The sequence below is a fragment of the Bradyrhizobium sp. USDA 4461 genome, from assembly GCF_054055655.1.
Genome location: NZ_JBSRXM010000001.1, coordinates 6,083,161 through 6,098,575 on the forward strand (window position 1 = coordinate 6,083,161; position 15,415 = coordinate 6,098,575).

General features: G+C 65.1%; 14 protein-coding genes. 4 read left to right on the top strand and 10 right to left on the bottom strand.

The genetic code is table 11. The annotated features are described in order from the left end of the window. Positions 1-4: 4 nt before the first annotated feature. Positions 5-1,009, top strand: a complete 1,005-nt coding sequence (locus ACVINW_RS28505; protein WP_456754353.1) for an IS30 family transposase — start codon at positions 5-7, stop codon at positions 1,007-1,009. 17 nt (positions 1,010-1,026) lie between these two features. Here ACVINW_RS28505 and ACVINW_RS28510 read toward each other — a convergent pair whose 3' ends face one another. Beyond that, positions 1,027-2,232: a serine hydrolase domain-containing protein gene (locus tag ACVINW_RS28510; protein ID WP_456754354.1), complete on the bottom strand. Its 1,206-nt coding sequence runs from the start codon at positions 2,230-2,232 to the stop codon at positions 1,027-1,029. 132 nt (positions 2,233-2,364) lie between these two features. Beyond that, the gene (locus tag ACVINW_RS28515) at positions 2,365-2,967 is read right to left on the bottom strand and encodes a TetR/AcrR family transcriptional regulator (protein WP_456754355.1); all 603 of its coding nucleotides are present in this window, start codon (positions 2,965-2,967) and stop codon (positions 2,365-2,367) included. 133 nt (positions 2,968-3,100) lie between these two features. Between ACVINW_RS28515 and ACVINW_RS28520 the strand changes: the two genes are divergently transcribed. Continuing rightward, positions 3,101-4,333 carry an MFS transporter gene (locus tag ACVINW_RS28520; protein WP_456754356.1) on the top strand — a complete coding sequence of 411 codons (1,233 nt, stop codon included), beginning with the start codon at positions 3,101-3,103 and terminating at the stop codon, positions 4,331-4,333. Positions 4,334-4,654: 321 nt separating this feature from the next. Here ACVINW_RS28520 and ACVINW_RS28525 read toward each other — a convergent pair whose 3' ends face one another. Beyond that, a complete protein-coding gene (locus ACVINW_RS28525) occupies positions 4,655-4,804 on the bottom strand; it encodes a hypothetical protein (RefSeq protein WP_456754357.1) in 150 nt (49 codons plus the stop codon). A 38-nt stretch (positions 4,805-4,842) separates the two neighbouring features. Here ACVINW_RS28525 and ACVINW_RS28530 point away from each other — a divergent pair, with 38 nt between their 5' ends. Next, a complete protein-coding gene (locus ACVINW_RS28530) occupies positions 4,843-6,240 on the top strand; it encodes an ammonium transporter (RefSeq protein ID WP_456754358.1) in 1,398 nt (465 codons plus the stop codon). Between the two features lie 72 nt (positions 6,241-6,312). Then, positions 6,313-6,444 (top strand): hypothetical protein, encoded by a 132-nt coding sequence (locus ACVINW_RS28535; protein ID WP_456754359.1) that lies wholly within the window; start codon positions 6,313-6,315, stop codon positions 6,442-6,444. Here ACVINW_RS28535 and ACVINW_RS28540 read toward each other — a convergent pair. The 7 genes from ACVINW_RS28540 to topA all read right to left on the bottom strand — a co-directional run bounded on the left by ACVINW_RS28540 (position 6,441) and on the right by topA (position 15,298). Next, entirely contained in the window at positions 6,441-6,971 is a 531-nt protein-coding gene (locus ACVINW_RS28540) for a hypothetical protein (RefSeq protein ID WP_456754360.1), read from the bottom strand. The genes ACVINW_RS28535 and ACVINW_RS28540 overlap by 4 nt on opposite strands. Positions 6,972-7,080: 109 nt before the next feature. Beyond that, a complete protein-coding gene (rpmG, locus tag ACVINW_RS28545; RefSeq protein WP_018271988.1) occupies positions 7,081-7,248 on the bottom strand; it encodes a 50S ribosomal protein L33 in 168 nt (55 codons plus the stop codon). A gap of 128 nt (positions 7,249-7,376) precedes the next feature. Beyond that, positions 7,377-8,702, bottom strand: coding sequence for an LLM class flavin-dependent oxidoreductase (locus tag ACVINW_RS28550; protein ID WP_456754361.1), 1,326 nt, complete (start codon positions 8,700-8,702; stop codon positions 7,377-7,379). A 215-nt stretch (positions 8,703-8,917) separates the two neighbouring features. Then, positions 8,918-9,667, bottom strand: coding sequence for an NUDIX hydrolase (locus ACVINW_RS28555; RefSeq protein WP_050627458.1), 750 nt, complete (start codon positions 9,665-9,667; stop codon positions 8,918-8,920). A gap of 36 nt (positions 9,668-9,703) precedes the next feature. Beyond that, positions 9,704-10,141 carry a DUF983 domain-containing protein gene (locus ACVINW_RS28560; RefSeq protein WP_456754362.1) on the bottom strand — a complete coding sequence of 146 codons (438 nt, stop codon included), beginning with the start codon at positions 10,139-10,141 and terminating at the stop codon, positions 9,704-9,706. An 18-nt stretch (positions 10,142-10,159) separates the two neighbouring features. Then, positions 10,160-12,523, bottom strand: coding sequence for a ribonuclease R (gene rnr / locus ACVINW_RS28565; protein ID WP_456754363.1), 2,364 nt, complete (start codon positions 12,521-12,523; stop codon positions 10,160-10,162). Continuing rightward, a complete protein-coding gene (gene topA, locus ACVINW_RS28570) occupies positions 12,524-15,298 on the bottom strand; it encodes a type I DNA topoisomerase (RefSeq protein WP_456754364.1) in 2,775 nt (924 codons plus the stop codon). It abuts the gene before it with no gap. Positions 15,299-15,415: the final 117 nt, after the last annotated feature.

Sequence of the window (15,415 nt, forward strand, 5' to 3'; positions counted from 1 at the left end):
TGCGATGGGGCGGAGTTACGAGCAGCTATCCCTGGACGAGCGATGCGAGATTGCCCGGCTTTCAGCCAATGGCAGCTCGGTGCGGCAAATCGCGGCAGCTCTGGATCGCTCGCCATCAACGATCTCTCGGGAGCTGAACCGCAATTCTGGCGCCCAGGTCGGCTACAAACCCAGCTATGCCCAGCAACAGATGCGAGCGCGGCGCTGGACGGGCGTACGCCTCGAACGGGAGCCCGGCCTGCGCCGCGCGGTCTTGGAGCGCCTTGGTCAGGGCTGGTCGCCCGAGCAGGTCGCGGGCCGGCTGGCCCGCGAACACGGCCGCAAGGTGATCTCCCACGAGACCATCTACCGCTTCATATACGCCCAGATCCGGCGCACCTCGGACTTCAGCTGGCGGCGTTATCTGCCACGCGGCAAGAGCAAACGCGGCTACCGCGGCAAGAAGGGCGGCAGTCCCGCAAGCTTCATAGAAGGCCGTGTTTCCTTGGACAAACGGCCTATCGAGGCCGCCGATCGCAATGCCCCCGGTCATTGGGAAGCCGACCTGATGATGTTCTCCAAATACGGTCAGGCGATCCTGACCGTGCACGAGCGCACCTCGCGCCTGCTGCTCGGCATCCGCATCGCCAGCAAGCTCGCGCGCGGTATCGCCCGTCATCTCGTCCGCTTGTTTGCTGCCTTGCCGGAAGGCCTGTGCCAGACCGTTACCTTCGACAATGGGACCGAGTTCGCCTGTCACCTGGAGCTGCACCGCCTCGCGATCGAGACCTTCTTCTGCGATCCGCACGCGCCCTGGCAGAAGGGCGGCATCGAGAATGCGATCGGTCGGATGCGCCGCTTCATTCCACGCAAAACCGATCTCGCGACCTTCCCGACGCGCCGCCTCCGCCAGTCGATCAACGCCTACAACAACACCCCGCGCAAATGCCTTGACTTCCAAACCCCTCTCGAGGCCTTCTCTCAAGTGTTGCACTTCGAGTGTGAATCCACCCACCCGCTTTCCGGATGACGACAGGGTAGATAAACCTACGGCCCGCGCTTCACCGCGTCATAAGCCATCCGCTTGAACTCGAACGAGAACGGATGGACGAACGCCATCTGGCGCTGCGCCATCATGACGCCGGCGATGCCCGTCTTCGGCGAAATCCACCACTGCGTGCCCGCGACGCCGCCCCAGTAGAATTCACCGGCCGCATCGGGATGATCGATCGGGGAGGGGTTGAGGATCAGGCCGCCGGCAAGGCCATGCGCCTTGCCGGGCTGCTCGCCCATCATCGCGAAGCGGATCCACTGTCCTGCGGGCAGCTGGTTGGACATCATCGCCGTGATGGTGTCCGGCTTCAGCAGCGTCGGTCCGCCCGGCAGCAGGCTGCGGATCAGCGCGACCATGTCGGGCAGTGTCGAGACCAGCCCACCGCCGCCGTTGAGCCTCGCGATCGGCCGCAGATAGGCGCCGGGGAACGGTGCATTGTCGGTGCGGGTGAGGCCTGGCTTCATCGGCTCCATCAGATCCGCGCCGGCGTAATAGGCAACGAGCCGGCCGTGATCCTGTTCCGGAACAACGAATCCGGTATCGACCATGCCGAGCGGATCGAGGATGCGCTCCTTGATGAACTGGTCGAAGCGCTGGCCGCTGACGACTTCCACCAGGCGTGCGATCACGTCGATCGCGAGCGAATATTCCCATGATGTGCCCGGCTGATAGATCAGCGGCAGATCGGCCAGCACGTCCACCATCTGAGCCAGGGTCGCATTGGGATTGTGCACGCCGCGCTCGTTCAGCGCCTTGAAGATGACGGTGCCGGGATCGAAGAAGCCGTAGCTCAAGCCGGCGCTGTGGCTCAGCAATTGGCGGATCGTGATCGACCGCTGTGCCGGCTCGGTGTCGTCGATCGATGTCGCGCCCGGGCGCAGCACCTTGCGGTTTCCGAGTTGCGGGATGTAGGTCTCGATCGGATCGTCGAGCCGGAAGCGGCCGTCCTCGAACAACAGCAGCGCCGCGCAGGAGGTGATCAGCTTGGTGTTGGAGAACACCCGGAAGATGTGGTCGGTGCGCAGCGGCGTTTGCGCTTCCTTGTCCGCCCATCCGACGCAGCCCGTGTCGGCGATGTCGCGCCCGACCAGAACCGTCCAGGAGATGCCGGACAAGAGATCGTTGTCGATATACCGCTGCATGGCGGCGCGCGCCGGCGCGAAATCGTAGCCGGTGGCCGTCACGTCAAGATCTTCCATGGTCGCTCCCCTGTTGTGCCGCCGGCTGTCGTGCGGTCACTCTCTATCTCGCCGGACGGAATTTCCGATTGGGATGCCGTCGCATGCCGTCAACGCTAACAACCAAACCGGACTTGTGTATGCAACCGGGATTTATCCAGGGCGCTTCTTGTCCGTGGGCGCGGAGTTTTCGACCTTGACGCCGGCATTCGCCAGCAGCACGCGGGCGGCTTCCCTGGCTGCGCGTGCCATCGCCGGGTCGTCGCGCACCAGGTCCTGCGCGATCGAGCCGTCGACCAAAAGCGTGAGCTGGGTCGCAAGTCCCTCGGCGTCGGCGACGCCGAGTTGCAGCAGCAGATCGCGAAACCAGACCCGGCGGCTTTCCTTGAAGGCGACCGCGATATTTCGGAAGGTGCGATCCTCGTCGTCAGGGCCGAGCTCGGCGACCGCATTGACGAACGGGCAGCCGCGAAAATCCTTCGCCGCAAAGCGCCGCTCCAGCGAATCGAAAGTCGCGAGGATCTGCTCGGCCGGCGGCTTGTCGGAGGGGCGGGGCTGCACGAAGCGGCGTTGCAGATAGGCTTCGATCAGGGCGTCTTTCGACGGGAAATGATTGTAGAGCGTGCGCTTGCTGATGCCGATCTCGGCCGCGATGGTGTCGACGCCGATGGCGCGAATGCCCTGCAGGTAGAACAGCTTGTCGGCGGTCTCGAGGATCCGCTCTTTCATGGTCTGTTTGGGAGGCGGGGAAGCCATGCGTCGGCCGTGATCCTCTTGGCTTGACAGTTCGCCCCCTGTATAGCCTAAGTACACAGGTCTGTGTAACTAAAACATGCGTGAATCGCAGGCCGTGGCACACGTGCCGCGCCGTTATGGGAGAACAAAAACAATGCCCTTGCTGCAGGTCTTGCGTCCCACGCTTCCCATTCTGATCGGTGCCTCCATCATGCTCACGCTGAGCATGGGGCTGCGGCAGAGCCTCGGCATCTTCATGCAGCCGCTGACGCACGACATCGGTATCTCGGTGTCCCATTTCACGCTGGCACTCGCAGTGCAGAACCTCGCCTGGGGCTTTCTGCAACCGCTGGCAGGCGCGATGACGGTGCGCTACGGCTTCCGCCCGATCATGGTGGTCGGCGCGCTGGCCTATATCGCCGGCCTCGTGCTGATGACGACCGCGCATGGGCTCGTCAGCATCATGATCGGTGCCGGCGTGCTGATCGGCATCTCGCTCGCCTGCACCGCGAATGCGATCGCGATGTCGGTCGCTGCCCGCGCGGTGCCGGAGACGGTGCGCTCGACCGTGCTCGGCATCGTCTCCGCGGCAGGCTCGCTCGGTGCGCTGCTGTCGGCGCCGATCGGCCAGATGCTCAATGAAGGTTTCGGCTGGCGCGTCGGGCTCGCCGGCTTCGTGATCCTCTCGGTCTTCATGATTCCGGCGGCGTTGTTCGCCGGCCGCGTCGACAAGATTCCGCTGCCGAAGCCAGCGAGTGACGATATCGGCAACGCCACTGCGGCGACCGCGGCCAAGACCGCGTTCAGCAATGCATCCTTCGTGGTGATGACCTGCGCCTACATGGTCTGCGGCATGCAACTCGTCTTCCTGACCACGCATCTGCCGTCGTATCTGGCGATCTGCGGGCTCGATCCGATGCTGAGTGCGCAGACGCTCGGCATGATCGGCGGCTTCAACGTGCTGGGCTCGCTGTTCTTCGGCTGGGCCGGCCAGCGCTGGAATAAGCTCGCGCTGCTCGGCGGGATTTACATCCTGCGCTCGCTGGCGCTTGCCTGGTATTTCATGCTGCCGGCAACGCCGGGCTCGACCTTGCTGTTCGGCGCCATCATGGGGTTCCTCTGGATGGGCGTCGGTCCGCTGGTCGCGGGCGCGGTGGCCGAAATGTTCGGCTTGCGCTGGCAGGCGATGATCCAGGGCCTTGCCTTCATGAGCCACCAGATCGGCAGCTTCCTCGGCGCTTACGGAGGTGGGCTGATCTACGACTCGCTCGGCTCCTACACCATGGCCTGGCGCATCGGCGTCGCGCTTGGTCTTGCCGGCGGCATCATCCAGGTTGCCTTCGCGCTGATCCGGCCGGCGCAGCCGCCGCTGCTCAAGACCGCCTAGCGCCTTTCCCGTTCCGATAGAATCGGAACGGAGCTCTCGACTCTAAACGCTCTAGTTTCCGATCCCGCGACAAATCAGCGGCTGCCCCGTGCGTGGGCAGCCGCTGATTGCTGCCTATTTTTCCATCGATGACTTGCTACGAGAACGTGCAATGGGGCGCGAAGCCGTTCCGTGCACGGATTGAAGTCGCTGCGTCTTCAATGCGTTACTCTGCACGCACCGGTGGCACGAATCTTGATTGAAGTTGGCTAGAAATCGTGCCGGAAGCCGTCGCTGAGGTTCCGGCCTGGGGACCCATGGGAAGGGCTGGCCGCGATGAGGCTAGTCGCCGTCATTCTCCAGCGATCCGCGCACCACGGCCTTCGCCGCGCCGCCAAGCAGGAAGCCCTTGTGCCTCGCGCGGCCCTTCGAGATATCCCGATAACCGAACGTGCGCCGTCTTTCGGCGTCGCGCTCCCGAATGCGCTGCACCCATTCCGAACACCAGCATTTCTTGTGATGGGAGGACGATGATGGAGTCTGGGACATACACGCGCCGGAACCTCGTGAGAATCGTGGTTGCTCTGCTGGGCGTGGCATTCCTTTGCCTGCTGTTCAGCGACCTTGCGCTGGCTGAGGATGCGGCGGCACCGCCGGCCTGCGGCGGCAAGATTCTCGAGAAGTGCACGCCGAATTCCGGCGATACCGCCTGGATGCTCACGTCGGTCGCGCTCGTCCTGATGATGACGGTGCCGGGGCTCGGCCTGTTCTATGGCGGCATGGTGCGCAAGAAGAATGTCGGCGACACCGTGATGACCAGTTTCGCCGTCACCTGCCTGGTCACGATCCTGTTTGCGGTCCTGACCTACAGCCTGGCGTTTCGTGCCGGCACGCCGTTTATCGGCGGCCTGGACCGCATGTTCCTCAAGGACATCCTGAGCGACATCGGCAAGGGTGGCATCGGCAATCCCAATCCGCTCGCCGCGACGATTCCCGAGTCCGTCTATATCTGCTTCCAGATGACGTTCGCCATCATCACGCCGGCGCTGATCGCCGGCGCGTTTGCAGAGCGGATGAAGTTCTCCGCGATGCTCTGGTTCATCGGGCTGTGGGCGATCTTCGTCTACGCGCCGATCGCACATTGGGTCTGGGGGCCCGACGGCATCTTCTCGGCGGGTAACGACGCTGCGTATGTCAAGGTTCTCGATTTCGCCGGCGGCACCGTCGTGCACATCAATGCCGGCGTGGCCGGCCTGATGTGCGCCATCATGCTCGGCAAGCGCGTCGAGACCGGGCCGGCGCACAACATGGTGCTGACCTTCATCGGCGCGTCGCTGCTGTGGGTCGGCTGGTTCGGCTTCAACGCCGGCTCCGCGGTCACGGCCGGAATGCAGGCGGGCATGGCCATGCTGGTGACCCAGATCGCCACGGCGGTCGCGGGCTTCACCTGGATGCTGGTGGAGTGGGGATTGAAGGGCAAGCCGACCGTTGTCGGCATCTGCTCGGGTGCTGTTGCGGGCCTCGTCGCGATCACGCCGGCCTCCGGTTTCGTCGGACCGGTCGGCGCCTTCGCGATCGGGATCGCCGCCGGCGTCTGCTGCTACTGGGGATGCACCGGCTTGAAGCGCATGTTCAGCTACGATGACGCGCTGGACTGCTTCGGCGTCCACGCTCTCGGCGGCATCGTCGGGGCGCTGCTGACCGGGGTGTTCGCGGTCGAGCAGTATGGCGGCACGGCAGGCGTCCTGGAGGGAAATACCGGGCAGTTCCTCAATCAGTGCATCGGCGTCGCGACGGTTTTCGTGTATGATGCGGTCGTGAGCCTGATCATCCTGTTCGTGATCAATCTCTTCGTCGGGCTTCGCGTCACGAAGGACATCGAGCGCGAAGGGTTGGATCTGGCACTGCACGGCGAGGTCGTGCAGTAGACTTGGCGGCGTTCCGCGCCGGCTGGCGATCTTCGCCCGCTGGCGCGGATCAAAGCTGTTCGAGGTGATCCGATGAACTGGTTCTATTGGAACACGGCGTGGTCGCTGTTCTTCAGCCTCATTTGGTTCATGACCATCACGCACAATCCGGATGCGCGCGTCGCGGATGCGCATCTGCCTGATGAGGCGTTCGGCGGGCGTTAGCTGCGATAGTAGCGCCACATCCTCAGGAACGTCCGGTGGATCTCGTCGGGCGTCCGGTCGAATGGCTCGAGATTGACGCGGACCACGCCACGATGGTCCATGCGCCACGGCAAGCGCATCAGCAGCCGATAGGCCGGCCGCTTGCGCCAATCGGCCACCAGCGCGCTGCCGAGCGGCCCGTTGAGCGCGATCTGCAATTCGTGAACGGTCATCGCGCGCTCGGCGATCTCGACCAGGTCGATGCGCGTGATGGCGCGCCAGCGGATCAGCCCGAAGGCCTGGATGAAGATGCCGTACTGATTGGCCCCGATCGTCGGACGGCCGGCCTCCAGCAGCGGGATGTTGTAATAGGTGAAGCCGGCGGCTGCCGCCGCCGGCGCCAGCCAATAGATCGCGCCGGTGATCCAGGTCGTGGTCAGGAAGATCGCGGCCAGCGCGGCCGTGACATAGACCGGAAAGTAGGTGTCCTCGCGGCCGTAGGCGACCGAGTAGCCGCCGACGTTTCCCTCGTCCAAGCCTGCGATCATGTGAGCCCTGCGCCCGGGACTTGCCCGAAAGACATGAGGGATGACGTCAGGCCACAAAGCAAAAACGGGGCCGCGAGGGCCCCGTTTGAAACGTCAGAAGCAGGCGATCTTACTTGATCTTGGCTTCCTTGAACTCGACGTGCTTGCGCGCGACCGGGTCGTACTTCTTCTTGACCAGCTTGTCGGTCATTGTGCGCGAATTCTTCTTGGCGACGTAATAGAAGCCGGTGTCGGCGGTCGACACGAGCTTGACCTTGATGGTGACCGCTTTGGCCATGTGCAAATCCTCGAAAATGAAGGGGTATCGGGAGCCGGCCAAATCGGCCCGCGTTTGGCCCGGAAACTAGCCACAAACCGTGAGAAGTCAAGGATTTCCGGGCTGAAATCCCGCCGATTCCGGCCCGATTACCCCTCGAAGAACTGATTTTTGGGCCGCGGCAGGCCCAGATTCTCGCGCAGGGTGCGCCCTTCGTACTCGGTCCGGAAGATCCCGCGCTTCTGCAGTTCCGGCACCACCCGGTCGACGAACTCGAACAGGCCCTGCGGCAGATAGGGGAACATGATGTTGAAGCCGTCGCTGCCGCGGCCCACCAGCCATTCCTCCATCTGGTCGGCGATGGTCTGCGGCGTGCCGACAAAGGCGAGCCCGCCATAGCCGCCGACGCGCTGCGCGAGCTGGCGCACGGTCAGCTTGTCGCGCGCGGCGACGTCGACGAGGCGCTGCCGGCCGCTCTTGCTGGCATTGGTCTCCGGGATCGGTGGCAATTGCCCGTCGGGATCGAAGGTGGACGCATCGGTGCCGAGGATCACCGACAGCGAGGCGATCGCGCTGTCGTAATGCACGCGGCTGTCGAGCAGCGCGCGCTTCTCCTTGGCTTCCTCGACGCTGTCGCCGACCACCACGAAGGCGCCGGGCAGGATCTTCAGATGCTCGGGATCGCGGCCGATCTTTTCCATGCGGCCCTTGATGTCGGCATAGAGCTTCTGTCCGTCCGCAAGGCTGCCGCCGCCGGTGAACACGGCTTCCGCGGTCTCGGCCGCAAGCTGCCGTCCGTCATCGGAGGCTCCCGCCTGCACGATGACAGGCCAGCCCTGCACGGGACGGGCGATGTTCAGCGGGCCCCGGACCGAGAGATATTTGCCCTTGTGATTGAGCACATGCATCTTGTCGGGATCGACGAACAGCCCCGACTCGACATCGCGCACGAAGGCATCGTCGGCGAACGAGTCCCACAGGCCGGTGACGACGTCGTAGAACTCGCGGGCGCGCTTGTAGCGCTCGGCATGTTCCATGTGATCGTCGAGGCCGAAATTCAGCGCCGCATCCGGATTGGAGGTCGTGACGATGTTCCAGCCGGCGCGGCCGCCCGAGATGTGGTCGAGCGAGGCGAAGCGGCGGGCGACGTGATAGGGCTCGTCGAAGGTGGTCGAGCCGGTCGCGATCAGCCCGATCCGCTCGGTGACGGCGGACAGTGCCGACAGCAGCGTGAACGGCTCGAACGAGGTCACGGTGTGGCTGCGCTTCAGCGCATTGATCGGCATGTTGAGCACGGCCAGATGGTCGGCCATGAAGAAGGCGTCGAACTTGCCGGCCTCGAGCTTGCGGATCAGCGTCTTGATGTGATCGAAGTTGAAATTGGCGTCGGGCCACGCCCCGGGATAGCGCCAGGCGCCGGTGTGGATGCTGATCGGCCGCATGAATGCGCCGAGCTTGAGTTGACGCTTCGCCATTGCCCCGTTCCGTCATTGTTGTGGTTAGCGGAACAGATAGGGTGGCGCTTCGCGGCGCGCCATCGGGAAGATTATTTTGTTTTTGGCCGATCCCTCGACATCGTCATTCCGGGGCTCGCGAAGCGAGAGCCCGGAATCCATCGGGCCGCATGGTCGGTGGAGGAATGGATTCCGGGCTCGCGCCAAGAGGCGCGCCCCGGAATGACGTGCGCTCCTCACGCCCCCAGCACGTCCTTCTGCATCTTGCCGCCGTAGAAGTGGAAGAACGGCACCGGCGCGTCGTGGCGGAGCGGGCCGGTGGCGAGACGACGGTCGAGCTCGGCGAGCACGTTCTTGGTCATGGCATGCGCATCCGCGAGCGGCTCGGAGCCGATCTCGACCCAGACCAGCTCGACCAGCTCGGCATCGGCATGCACCACGCCTTCGACACGATGCGCGATGGTCGAGGCATCCGCAGTGAAGAAACGGGTGTCGAAGCGTCGGACGCGGCCGGGCGGAGTGATCGCGCGCGCGATCAGGAACAGGCCGGACGGATCGGGCAGAAGCCCGGCATCGGCGAACGGCGCCCAGGGACCGTCGAGCTTCGCCGTCTTCTCCACCTTGCGGCCGAGGCAGAGTCCGGTTTCCTCGCAGGCTTCGCGGATCGCGGCATTGGCGAGCGCACGTGCGCGGCCGGGCGTGATCTTCGGGCTGCCCTTGAGCAGATTGGCTTCGAGCTCAGGCGTGATCGGGGCCGCAACCGGTACGCGGTTGTCGGCCTTGTCGACGCGGCCGCCGGGGAAGACGAATTTGCCCGGCATGAACACCACCTTGTCGTGGCGCTTGCCGACCAGCACCTTCGGCTTGGCGCCGGAGCGATCGATCAGGATCAGCGTCGCCGCATCCTTCGGCCGGAAATACGCGTGATGATCGGCTTCTTTTTCGCCCTGATGGACGACGGCGGCGGGTGCGGCAGCTTCAGTCATTTCATCCCTTTCATTTCTTCTTATCGCCCGGTTTAGCTAGACCGGCGGGATGTCGCTAGGGGCATTTTCGTCAAAGCCATGCATGCGCAGGGCCCATTGCAAGCCGATCACGGCTCCCTTCACCGGCTGCAACAATGCCAGCGATGCGAACAGCGTGAACGGCAGATAGATCGCAAGTTGCAGCCACACCGGCGGCGAATAGTCGGTCTCGATCCATAGCGCGGTCGGTACCACGATATGGCCGACGATGACGATCACGAGATAGGCGGGCAGATCGTCGGCACGATGCGGTGTGAAATCGAGATCGCAGACCGGGCAATGGCCGTCGCATTTCAGAAACTTGCGGAACAGTTTGCCTTTTCCGCAGCGCGGACAACGGCCGCGGAACCCGCGCTTCATCGCGCTCCAGACGTCGCGCTTCTCGGGCTCGGCCGCATCGCGAGTCCAGACCACTGTCGGCGGTGTCACGTCCATGACTTCAGGTCCATGACTTCAGGTCCATGACTTGCCTCGCTTCGATTTGCCGGGCTTTGGCTTCGCCGGCTTGCGGTCCTTCTTGTTGCGCGCCTTCCGCTCCTTGTGCGCCTTCTTGCCCGATCCCTTATTTGGTCCCTTGCCGAATCCCGCAGCCCGACGCTCGGCTCTCTTGCCGTCACGTTTTCTGTCACGCGGAACGGCCCGACCGTCGGATAATAGCTCAAAGCGCAGCGCGCCGGCCACTGGAGCCGCCTCGACCAGCCGCACGTCGACGACGTCGCCGAGCCGATACATGGTGCCGCTGCGCGTGCCGATCAGTGCGTGGCGGGTCTCGTCGTAGTTGAAATATTCGCTGCCGATGGTGCGGATCGGGATCAGGCCGTCGGCGCCGGTGTCGTCGAGCTTCACGAACAGGCCGGCGCGGGTCACGCCGGAGACGCGGCCCTGGAACGAGGCGCCGACCTTGTCGGCAAGGAAATGCGCGATCAGCCGGTCGGTGGTCTCGCGCTCCGCCTTCATTGCGCGGCGTTCGGTGACGGAGATCTGCGCGGCGATCTCGGCCAGCGTCTCCACGCTCTCGTCGGTCGGCAAGGCGCCTTCGCCGAGCCCGAGCGCCCGGATCAGCGCGCGATGCACGATCAGATCGGCGTAGCGGCGGATTGGCGAGGTGAAGTGCGCATAGCGGCGCAGGTTCAAGCCGAAATGACCGTAATTCTCGGCGGAGTATTCGGCCTGTGCCTGCGAGCGCAGCACCACCTCGTTGACCAGCGGTTCATAATCCTCGCCGGCAACCTGCGCCAGCACGCGGTTGAACTGCGCGGGACGCAGCGCGCCTTGTTTGGTGAAGGGCAGGTCGAGCGTCTTCAGGAATTCCTGGAGGTTGTGCACCTTCTCCTGGCTCGGCTCGTCATGCACGCGATAGATCAGCGGCAGCGCCTTCTTCTCCAGCATCTCGGCCGCGGCGACGTTGGCGAGGATCATGAACTCCTCGATCAGCCGGTGCGCATCGAGCCGCTGCGGCACGATCACCCGGTCGACGGTGCCGTCGCCCTTCAGCAGGATCTTGCGCTCGGGCAGATCGAGATCGAGCGGGTCGCGCTCGTTGCGTGCGAGCTTGACCAGCTCGTAGGCCGTCCACAGCGGCTTGAGGATCGGATCGAGCAGGGGCCCCGTCGTGTCGTCCGGCCTGCCGTCGATCGCGGCCTGCGCTTGCGCGTAAGCGAGCTTCGCGGCCGAGCGCATCAGCACGCGGTGGAAGCTGTGCGAGCGCTTGCGGCCATCGGCGCCGATCACCATCCGCACCGCGAGCGCGCCGCGCGGCTCGCCCGGCACCAGCGAGCAGAGATTGTTGGAGATCCGCTCGGGCAGCATCGGCACCACGCGATCGGGGAAATACACCGAGTTGCCGCGCTGGAGCGCGTCGCGATCGAGCGCCGAGCCGGGGCGCACATAGTAGGCGACGTCGGCGATCGCGACATGGACGATGAAGCCGCCCTTGTTGTTCGGATCGGGGTCGACCTCCGCATGCACGGCGTCGTCGTGATCCTTGGCATCGGGCGGATCGATGGTGACCAGCGGCACGTCGCGCCAGTCCTCGCGGCCCTGCAAGGTCGCGGGTTTTGCCTCTTCGGCCTCGCGCAGCGCCGAAGACGAGAACACCTGCGGGATGTCGTGGGTGTTGATCGCGATCAGACTGATCGCCTTTTCGCTCGCGATCGAGCCGAGCCGCTCCTTGACGCGGGCGGATGCGAGCCCGAAGCTTCGGGTGCGGATCAGGTCGACGCTGATCAGATCGCCGTCTTCGGCGCCGCCGGTGTCCGACTTGGCGATGTTGAGCTCGCGGCCGGCCTGCTTCTTGTCGACCGGGATCAGGCGTCCGCCGCCATCCGGATTGCGGCGGAAGATGCCGAGGATGCGGGTGCGGCCGTGATCGATCACCTTGATGACGCGGCCGCGATAGGGCGTGCCGTCTTGCTCGTCGGTCACTTCGACCCGCAGCAGCGCGCGGTCGCCGACGCCGGCCGTGGTGCCGGGCTTCGGCCGCCGCGGCGTCTCGATGCGGATTTTCGGAGCGGTGCCGTTCTCTTCGCTATCCCACTCGGCGGGGGTGGCGATCAACTCGCCGTCGCTGTCTCGGCCGGTGATGTCGGCGAGCACGGTCGGCGGCAGCGCCGCCGGCTCGTGGATCTTGCGGCCGCGCTTGGCAACCGTGCCGTCGTCGGCGAGCTCGCGGAGGATCCGCTTCAGCTCGATACGGTCGGCGTTCTTCAGGCCGAACTCGCGCGCGATCTCGCGGGTGCCGACCTTGCCTGGATTGGCGCGGATGAAGGCGACGATGGCGTCCCGGCCCGGAAAGCCATGGTCGGGTTTTCGTTTCACTTATCCTCGTGCCTTGCCGGCGCTTTTCTTCGCGGGCGCTTTCGCTGGTGCCGATGACTTTGCAGGTGACGTCTTGGCACCGGAAGCGACCGGCGCGCGCGCTTTGCTGGTCGCATCCGCTTTCGGTTTCGCCGCGGCCTTTTTCGATGCAGCCTTCTTGGCGGGCTTGGCCTCGGCGTCGCCGTCAGCCTTCTCCGGCTCGGTCTTGTCCGATTTGGCCTTGGCCGCCTTGGCAGGTTTTGCCACCTTCTTGGCCTTCTTGCCGCCGCCCTTGGCCGCGCGCTCGTCGATCAGCGCGATCGCTTCCGCGAGCGTGACCTCGTCGGGCGTGCGGTCGCTCGGGATCGTGGCGTTGACGCCGCCCGCCGCGACATAGGCGCCGTAGCGGCCGTTCTTCAGCGCGACCGCGCCGAGCGTCGGGTGATCGCCGAGCGGCTTGCCCGGATCGGCGCCGAAGCGGCGGCCGCTCGGGCCCTTGGCGATCTTCTCCGCGATCAGCGTGACCGCGCGGTTCAAGCCGATGTCGAATACCTCGTCGCCGGCCTCCAGGCTGGCATAGGTCTTCTCATGCTTGACGAACGGCCCGAACCGGCCGAGGCCGGCGGTGATCGGCTGCCCGGTTTCCGGATGCTTGCCGATCTCGCGCGGCAGCGAGAGCAACTTCAATGCCAATTCGAGATCGACATCGGCCGGCGAAGTGCCCTTCGGAATGCCCGCGCGCTTCGGCTTCTCGCCCTCGGCGTAATCCTTCTGCTCGCCGAGCTGGATGTAGGGGCCGAAGCGGCCGGCCTTCACCGTGACGTCGAAGCCGGTGTCGGGATCGGTGCCGAGCACGCGGTCGGCGCTCTCGGCGCTGTCGGCCGCGAGCGGGCGGGTGTAACGGCATTCCGGATAGTTCGAGCAACCGACGAAGGCGCCGAACTTGCCGGCCTTCAGATTGAGCCGGCCGGTGCCGCAGGTTGGGCACTGCCTGACGTCGCCGCCATCCGCGCGCGGCGGATAGATGTGCGGGCCGAGCATCTCGTCGAGCGCATCGAGCACCTCGGCGACCCGGAGGTCCTTGATGTCGTTGACCGCGCCGATGAAGCCGCGCCAGAACTCCTGCAACACCTGCTGCCAGGCGATCTCGTTGTTGGAGATGCGGTCGAGCTGCTCTTCCAGATCGGCGGTGAAATCGTATTCGACATAGCGCGAGAAGAAGTTCTCCAGGAAGGCGACCACGACACGGCCCTTGTCCTCGCCGTGCAGCCGCTTCTTCTCCAGCTTGACGTAGCCGCGGTCCTTCAGCACCTGCAGGATCGAGGCGTAGGTCGAGGGACGGCCGATGCCGAGCTCTTCCATCCGCTTCACCAGCGATGCTTCCGAGAAGCGCGGCGGCGGTTCGGTGAAATGCTGGGTGACGGCAAGGCTCTGGCGCTTCACGGCCTCGCCCTGGCTCATCGCGGGCAGGCGGCGCGAATCCTCGTCCTCCTCGTCGTCGCGGCTTTCCTGGTAGAGCGCGAGGAAGCCGTCGAACTTGATGACCTGGCCGGAGGCGCGCAGCTCCAGCACGCGGGAGCCGGCCCTGGCCTCGATGTCGACGGTGGTGCGCTCGAGCTCGGCCGACTCCATCTGGCTCGCAATGGTGCGCTTCCAGATCAGTTCATAAAGCCGCGCCTGATCGGCATCGAGCCGGCGGCCGATCGTGACCGGGCGGCGCGACAGATCGGTCGGGCGGATCGCTTCGTGGGCTTCCTGCGCGTTCTTGGCCTTGGCCTGGTACTGGCGCGGCGCGTCCGGCACGTAGGCATTGCCGTAGTCCTCGCCGATCACCTTGCGCGCCTGGGTGATCGCCTCGGGGGCGATCTGCACGCCGTCGGTTCGCATATAGGTGATCAGGCCGGTGGTCTCGCCGCCGATGTCGATGCCTTCATAGAGCCGCTGCGCGATGCGCATGGTGTGCGCCGGCGCGAAGCCGAGCTTGCGGCTGGCTTCCTGCTGCAGGGTCGAGGTGGTGAAGGGCGCTTGCGGATTGCGCCGCGCCGGCTTGGCCTCGACGGTCGCGACCTTGAACAGCGCGGCCTCGATCGCCTTCTTGAAATCCTCGGCTTCCGCGCCGGAGCCGATGTCGAGACGTGCGATCTTCTTGCCGTCGGCGCCGACCAGCCGCGCCTCGAAGGCTTCGCCGCGCGGCGTCAGCAGCGTCGCGACCAGCGACCAGTATTCCTTCGGCACGAACTTCTCGATCTCGAGCTCGCGGTCGCAGACCAGCCGCAGCGCGACCGACTGCACGCGGCCGGCGGAGCGGGCGCCGGGCAGCTTGCGCCACAGCACCGGGGAGAGGGTGAAGCCGACCAGATAGTCCAGCGCGCGGCGCGCCATATAGGCGTCGACCAGCGCGCCGTCGATCTGGCGCGGTGCCTTCATGGCCTCGGAGACGGCCTGCTTGGTGATGGCGTTGAACACCACGCGCTCGACCTTCTGGTCCTTCAGCGCGCGCTTCTCTTTCATCACCTCCAGCACGTGCCAGGAGATCGCTTCGCCCTCGCGATCAGGGTCGGTTGCGAGGATCAGGCGGTCGGCGCCCTTGAGTGCCTTGGCGATGTCGTTGAGCCGGCTCGCCGCCTTGGCATCGACCTCCCAGATCATCTGGAAATTGGCGTCCGGATCGACGGAACCGTTCTTGGCCGGGAGGTCGCGAACATGGCCGAACGACGCCAGGACCTCGTAGGAGGACCCCAGATATTTGTTGATCGTCTTGGCCTTGGCCGGCGACTCCACAATGACGATATTCATGTCATTCCAATAGCTTACGGGAAAACTTGAAGGCGGGTTCCGCTAGACTCGCGACCCGCCGTGTCGGGGCGAACATGGGTGCTGGGGCGGTCGGTGTCAAATCGCCAGATATTGAAG

Coding starts and splice junctions, on each gene's coding strand:
- ACVINW_RS28505 (WP_456754353.1), top strand. CDS start 5: ATGGGGCGGAGTTACGAGCAGCTATCCCTGGACGAGCGATGCGAGATT.
- ACVINW_RS28510 (WP_456754354.1), bottom strand. CDS start 2,232: ATGGAAGATCTTGACGTGACGGCCACCGGCTACGATTTCGCGCCGGCG.
- ACVINW_RS28515 (WP_456754355.1), bottom strand. CDS start 2,967: ATGGCTTCCCCGCCTCCCAAACAGACCATGAAAGAGCGGATCCTCGAG.
- ACVINW_RS28520 (WP_456754356.1), top strand. CDS start 3,101: ATGCCCTTGCTGCAGGTCTTGCGTCCCACGCTTCCCATTCTGATCGGT.
- ACVINW_RS28530 (WP_456754358.1), top strand. CDS start 4,843: ATGATGGAGTCTGGGACATACACGCGCCGGAACCTCGTGAGAATCGTG.
- ACVINW_RS28535 (WP_456754359.1), top strand. CDS start 6,313: ATGAACTGGTTCTATTGGAACACGGCGTGGTCGCTGTTCTTCAGCCTC.
- ACVINW_RS28540 (WP_456754360.1), bottom strand. CDS start 6,971: ATGATCGCAGGCTTGGACGAGGGAAACGTCGGCGGCTACTCGGTCGCC.
- rpmG (WP_018271988.1), bottom strand. CDS start 7,248: ATGGCCAAAGCGGTCACCATCAAGGTCAAGCTCGTGTCGACCGCCGAC.
- ACVINW_RS28550 (WP_456754361.1), bottom strand. CDS start 8,702: ATGGCGAAGCGTCAACTCAAGCTCGGCGCATTCATGCGGCCGATCAGC.
- ACVINW_RS28555 (WP_050627458.1), bottom strand. CDS start 9,667: ATGACTGAAGCTGCCGCACCCGCCGCCGTCGTCCATCAGGGCGAAAAA.
- ACVINW_RS28560 (WP_456754362.1), bottom strand. CDS start 10,141: ATGGACGTGACACCGCCGACAGTGGTCTGGACTCGCGATGCGGCCGAG.
- topA (WP_456754364.1), bottom strand. CDS start 15,298: ATGAATATCGTCATTGTGGAGTCGCCGGCCAAGGCCAAGACGATCAAC.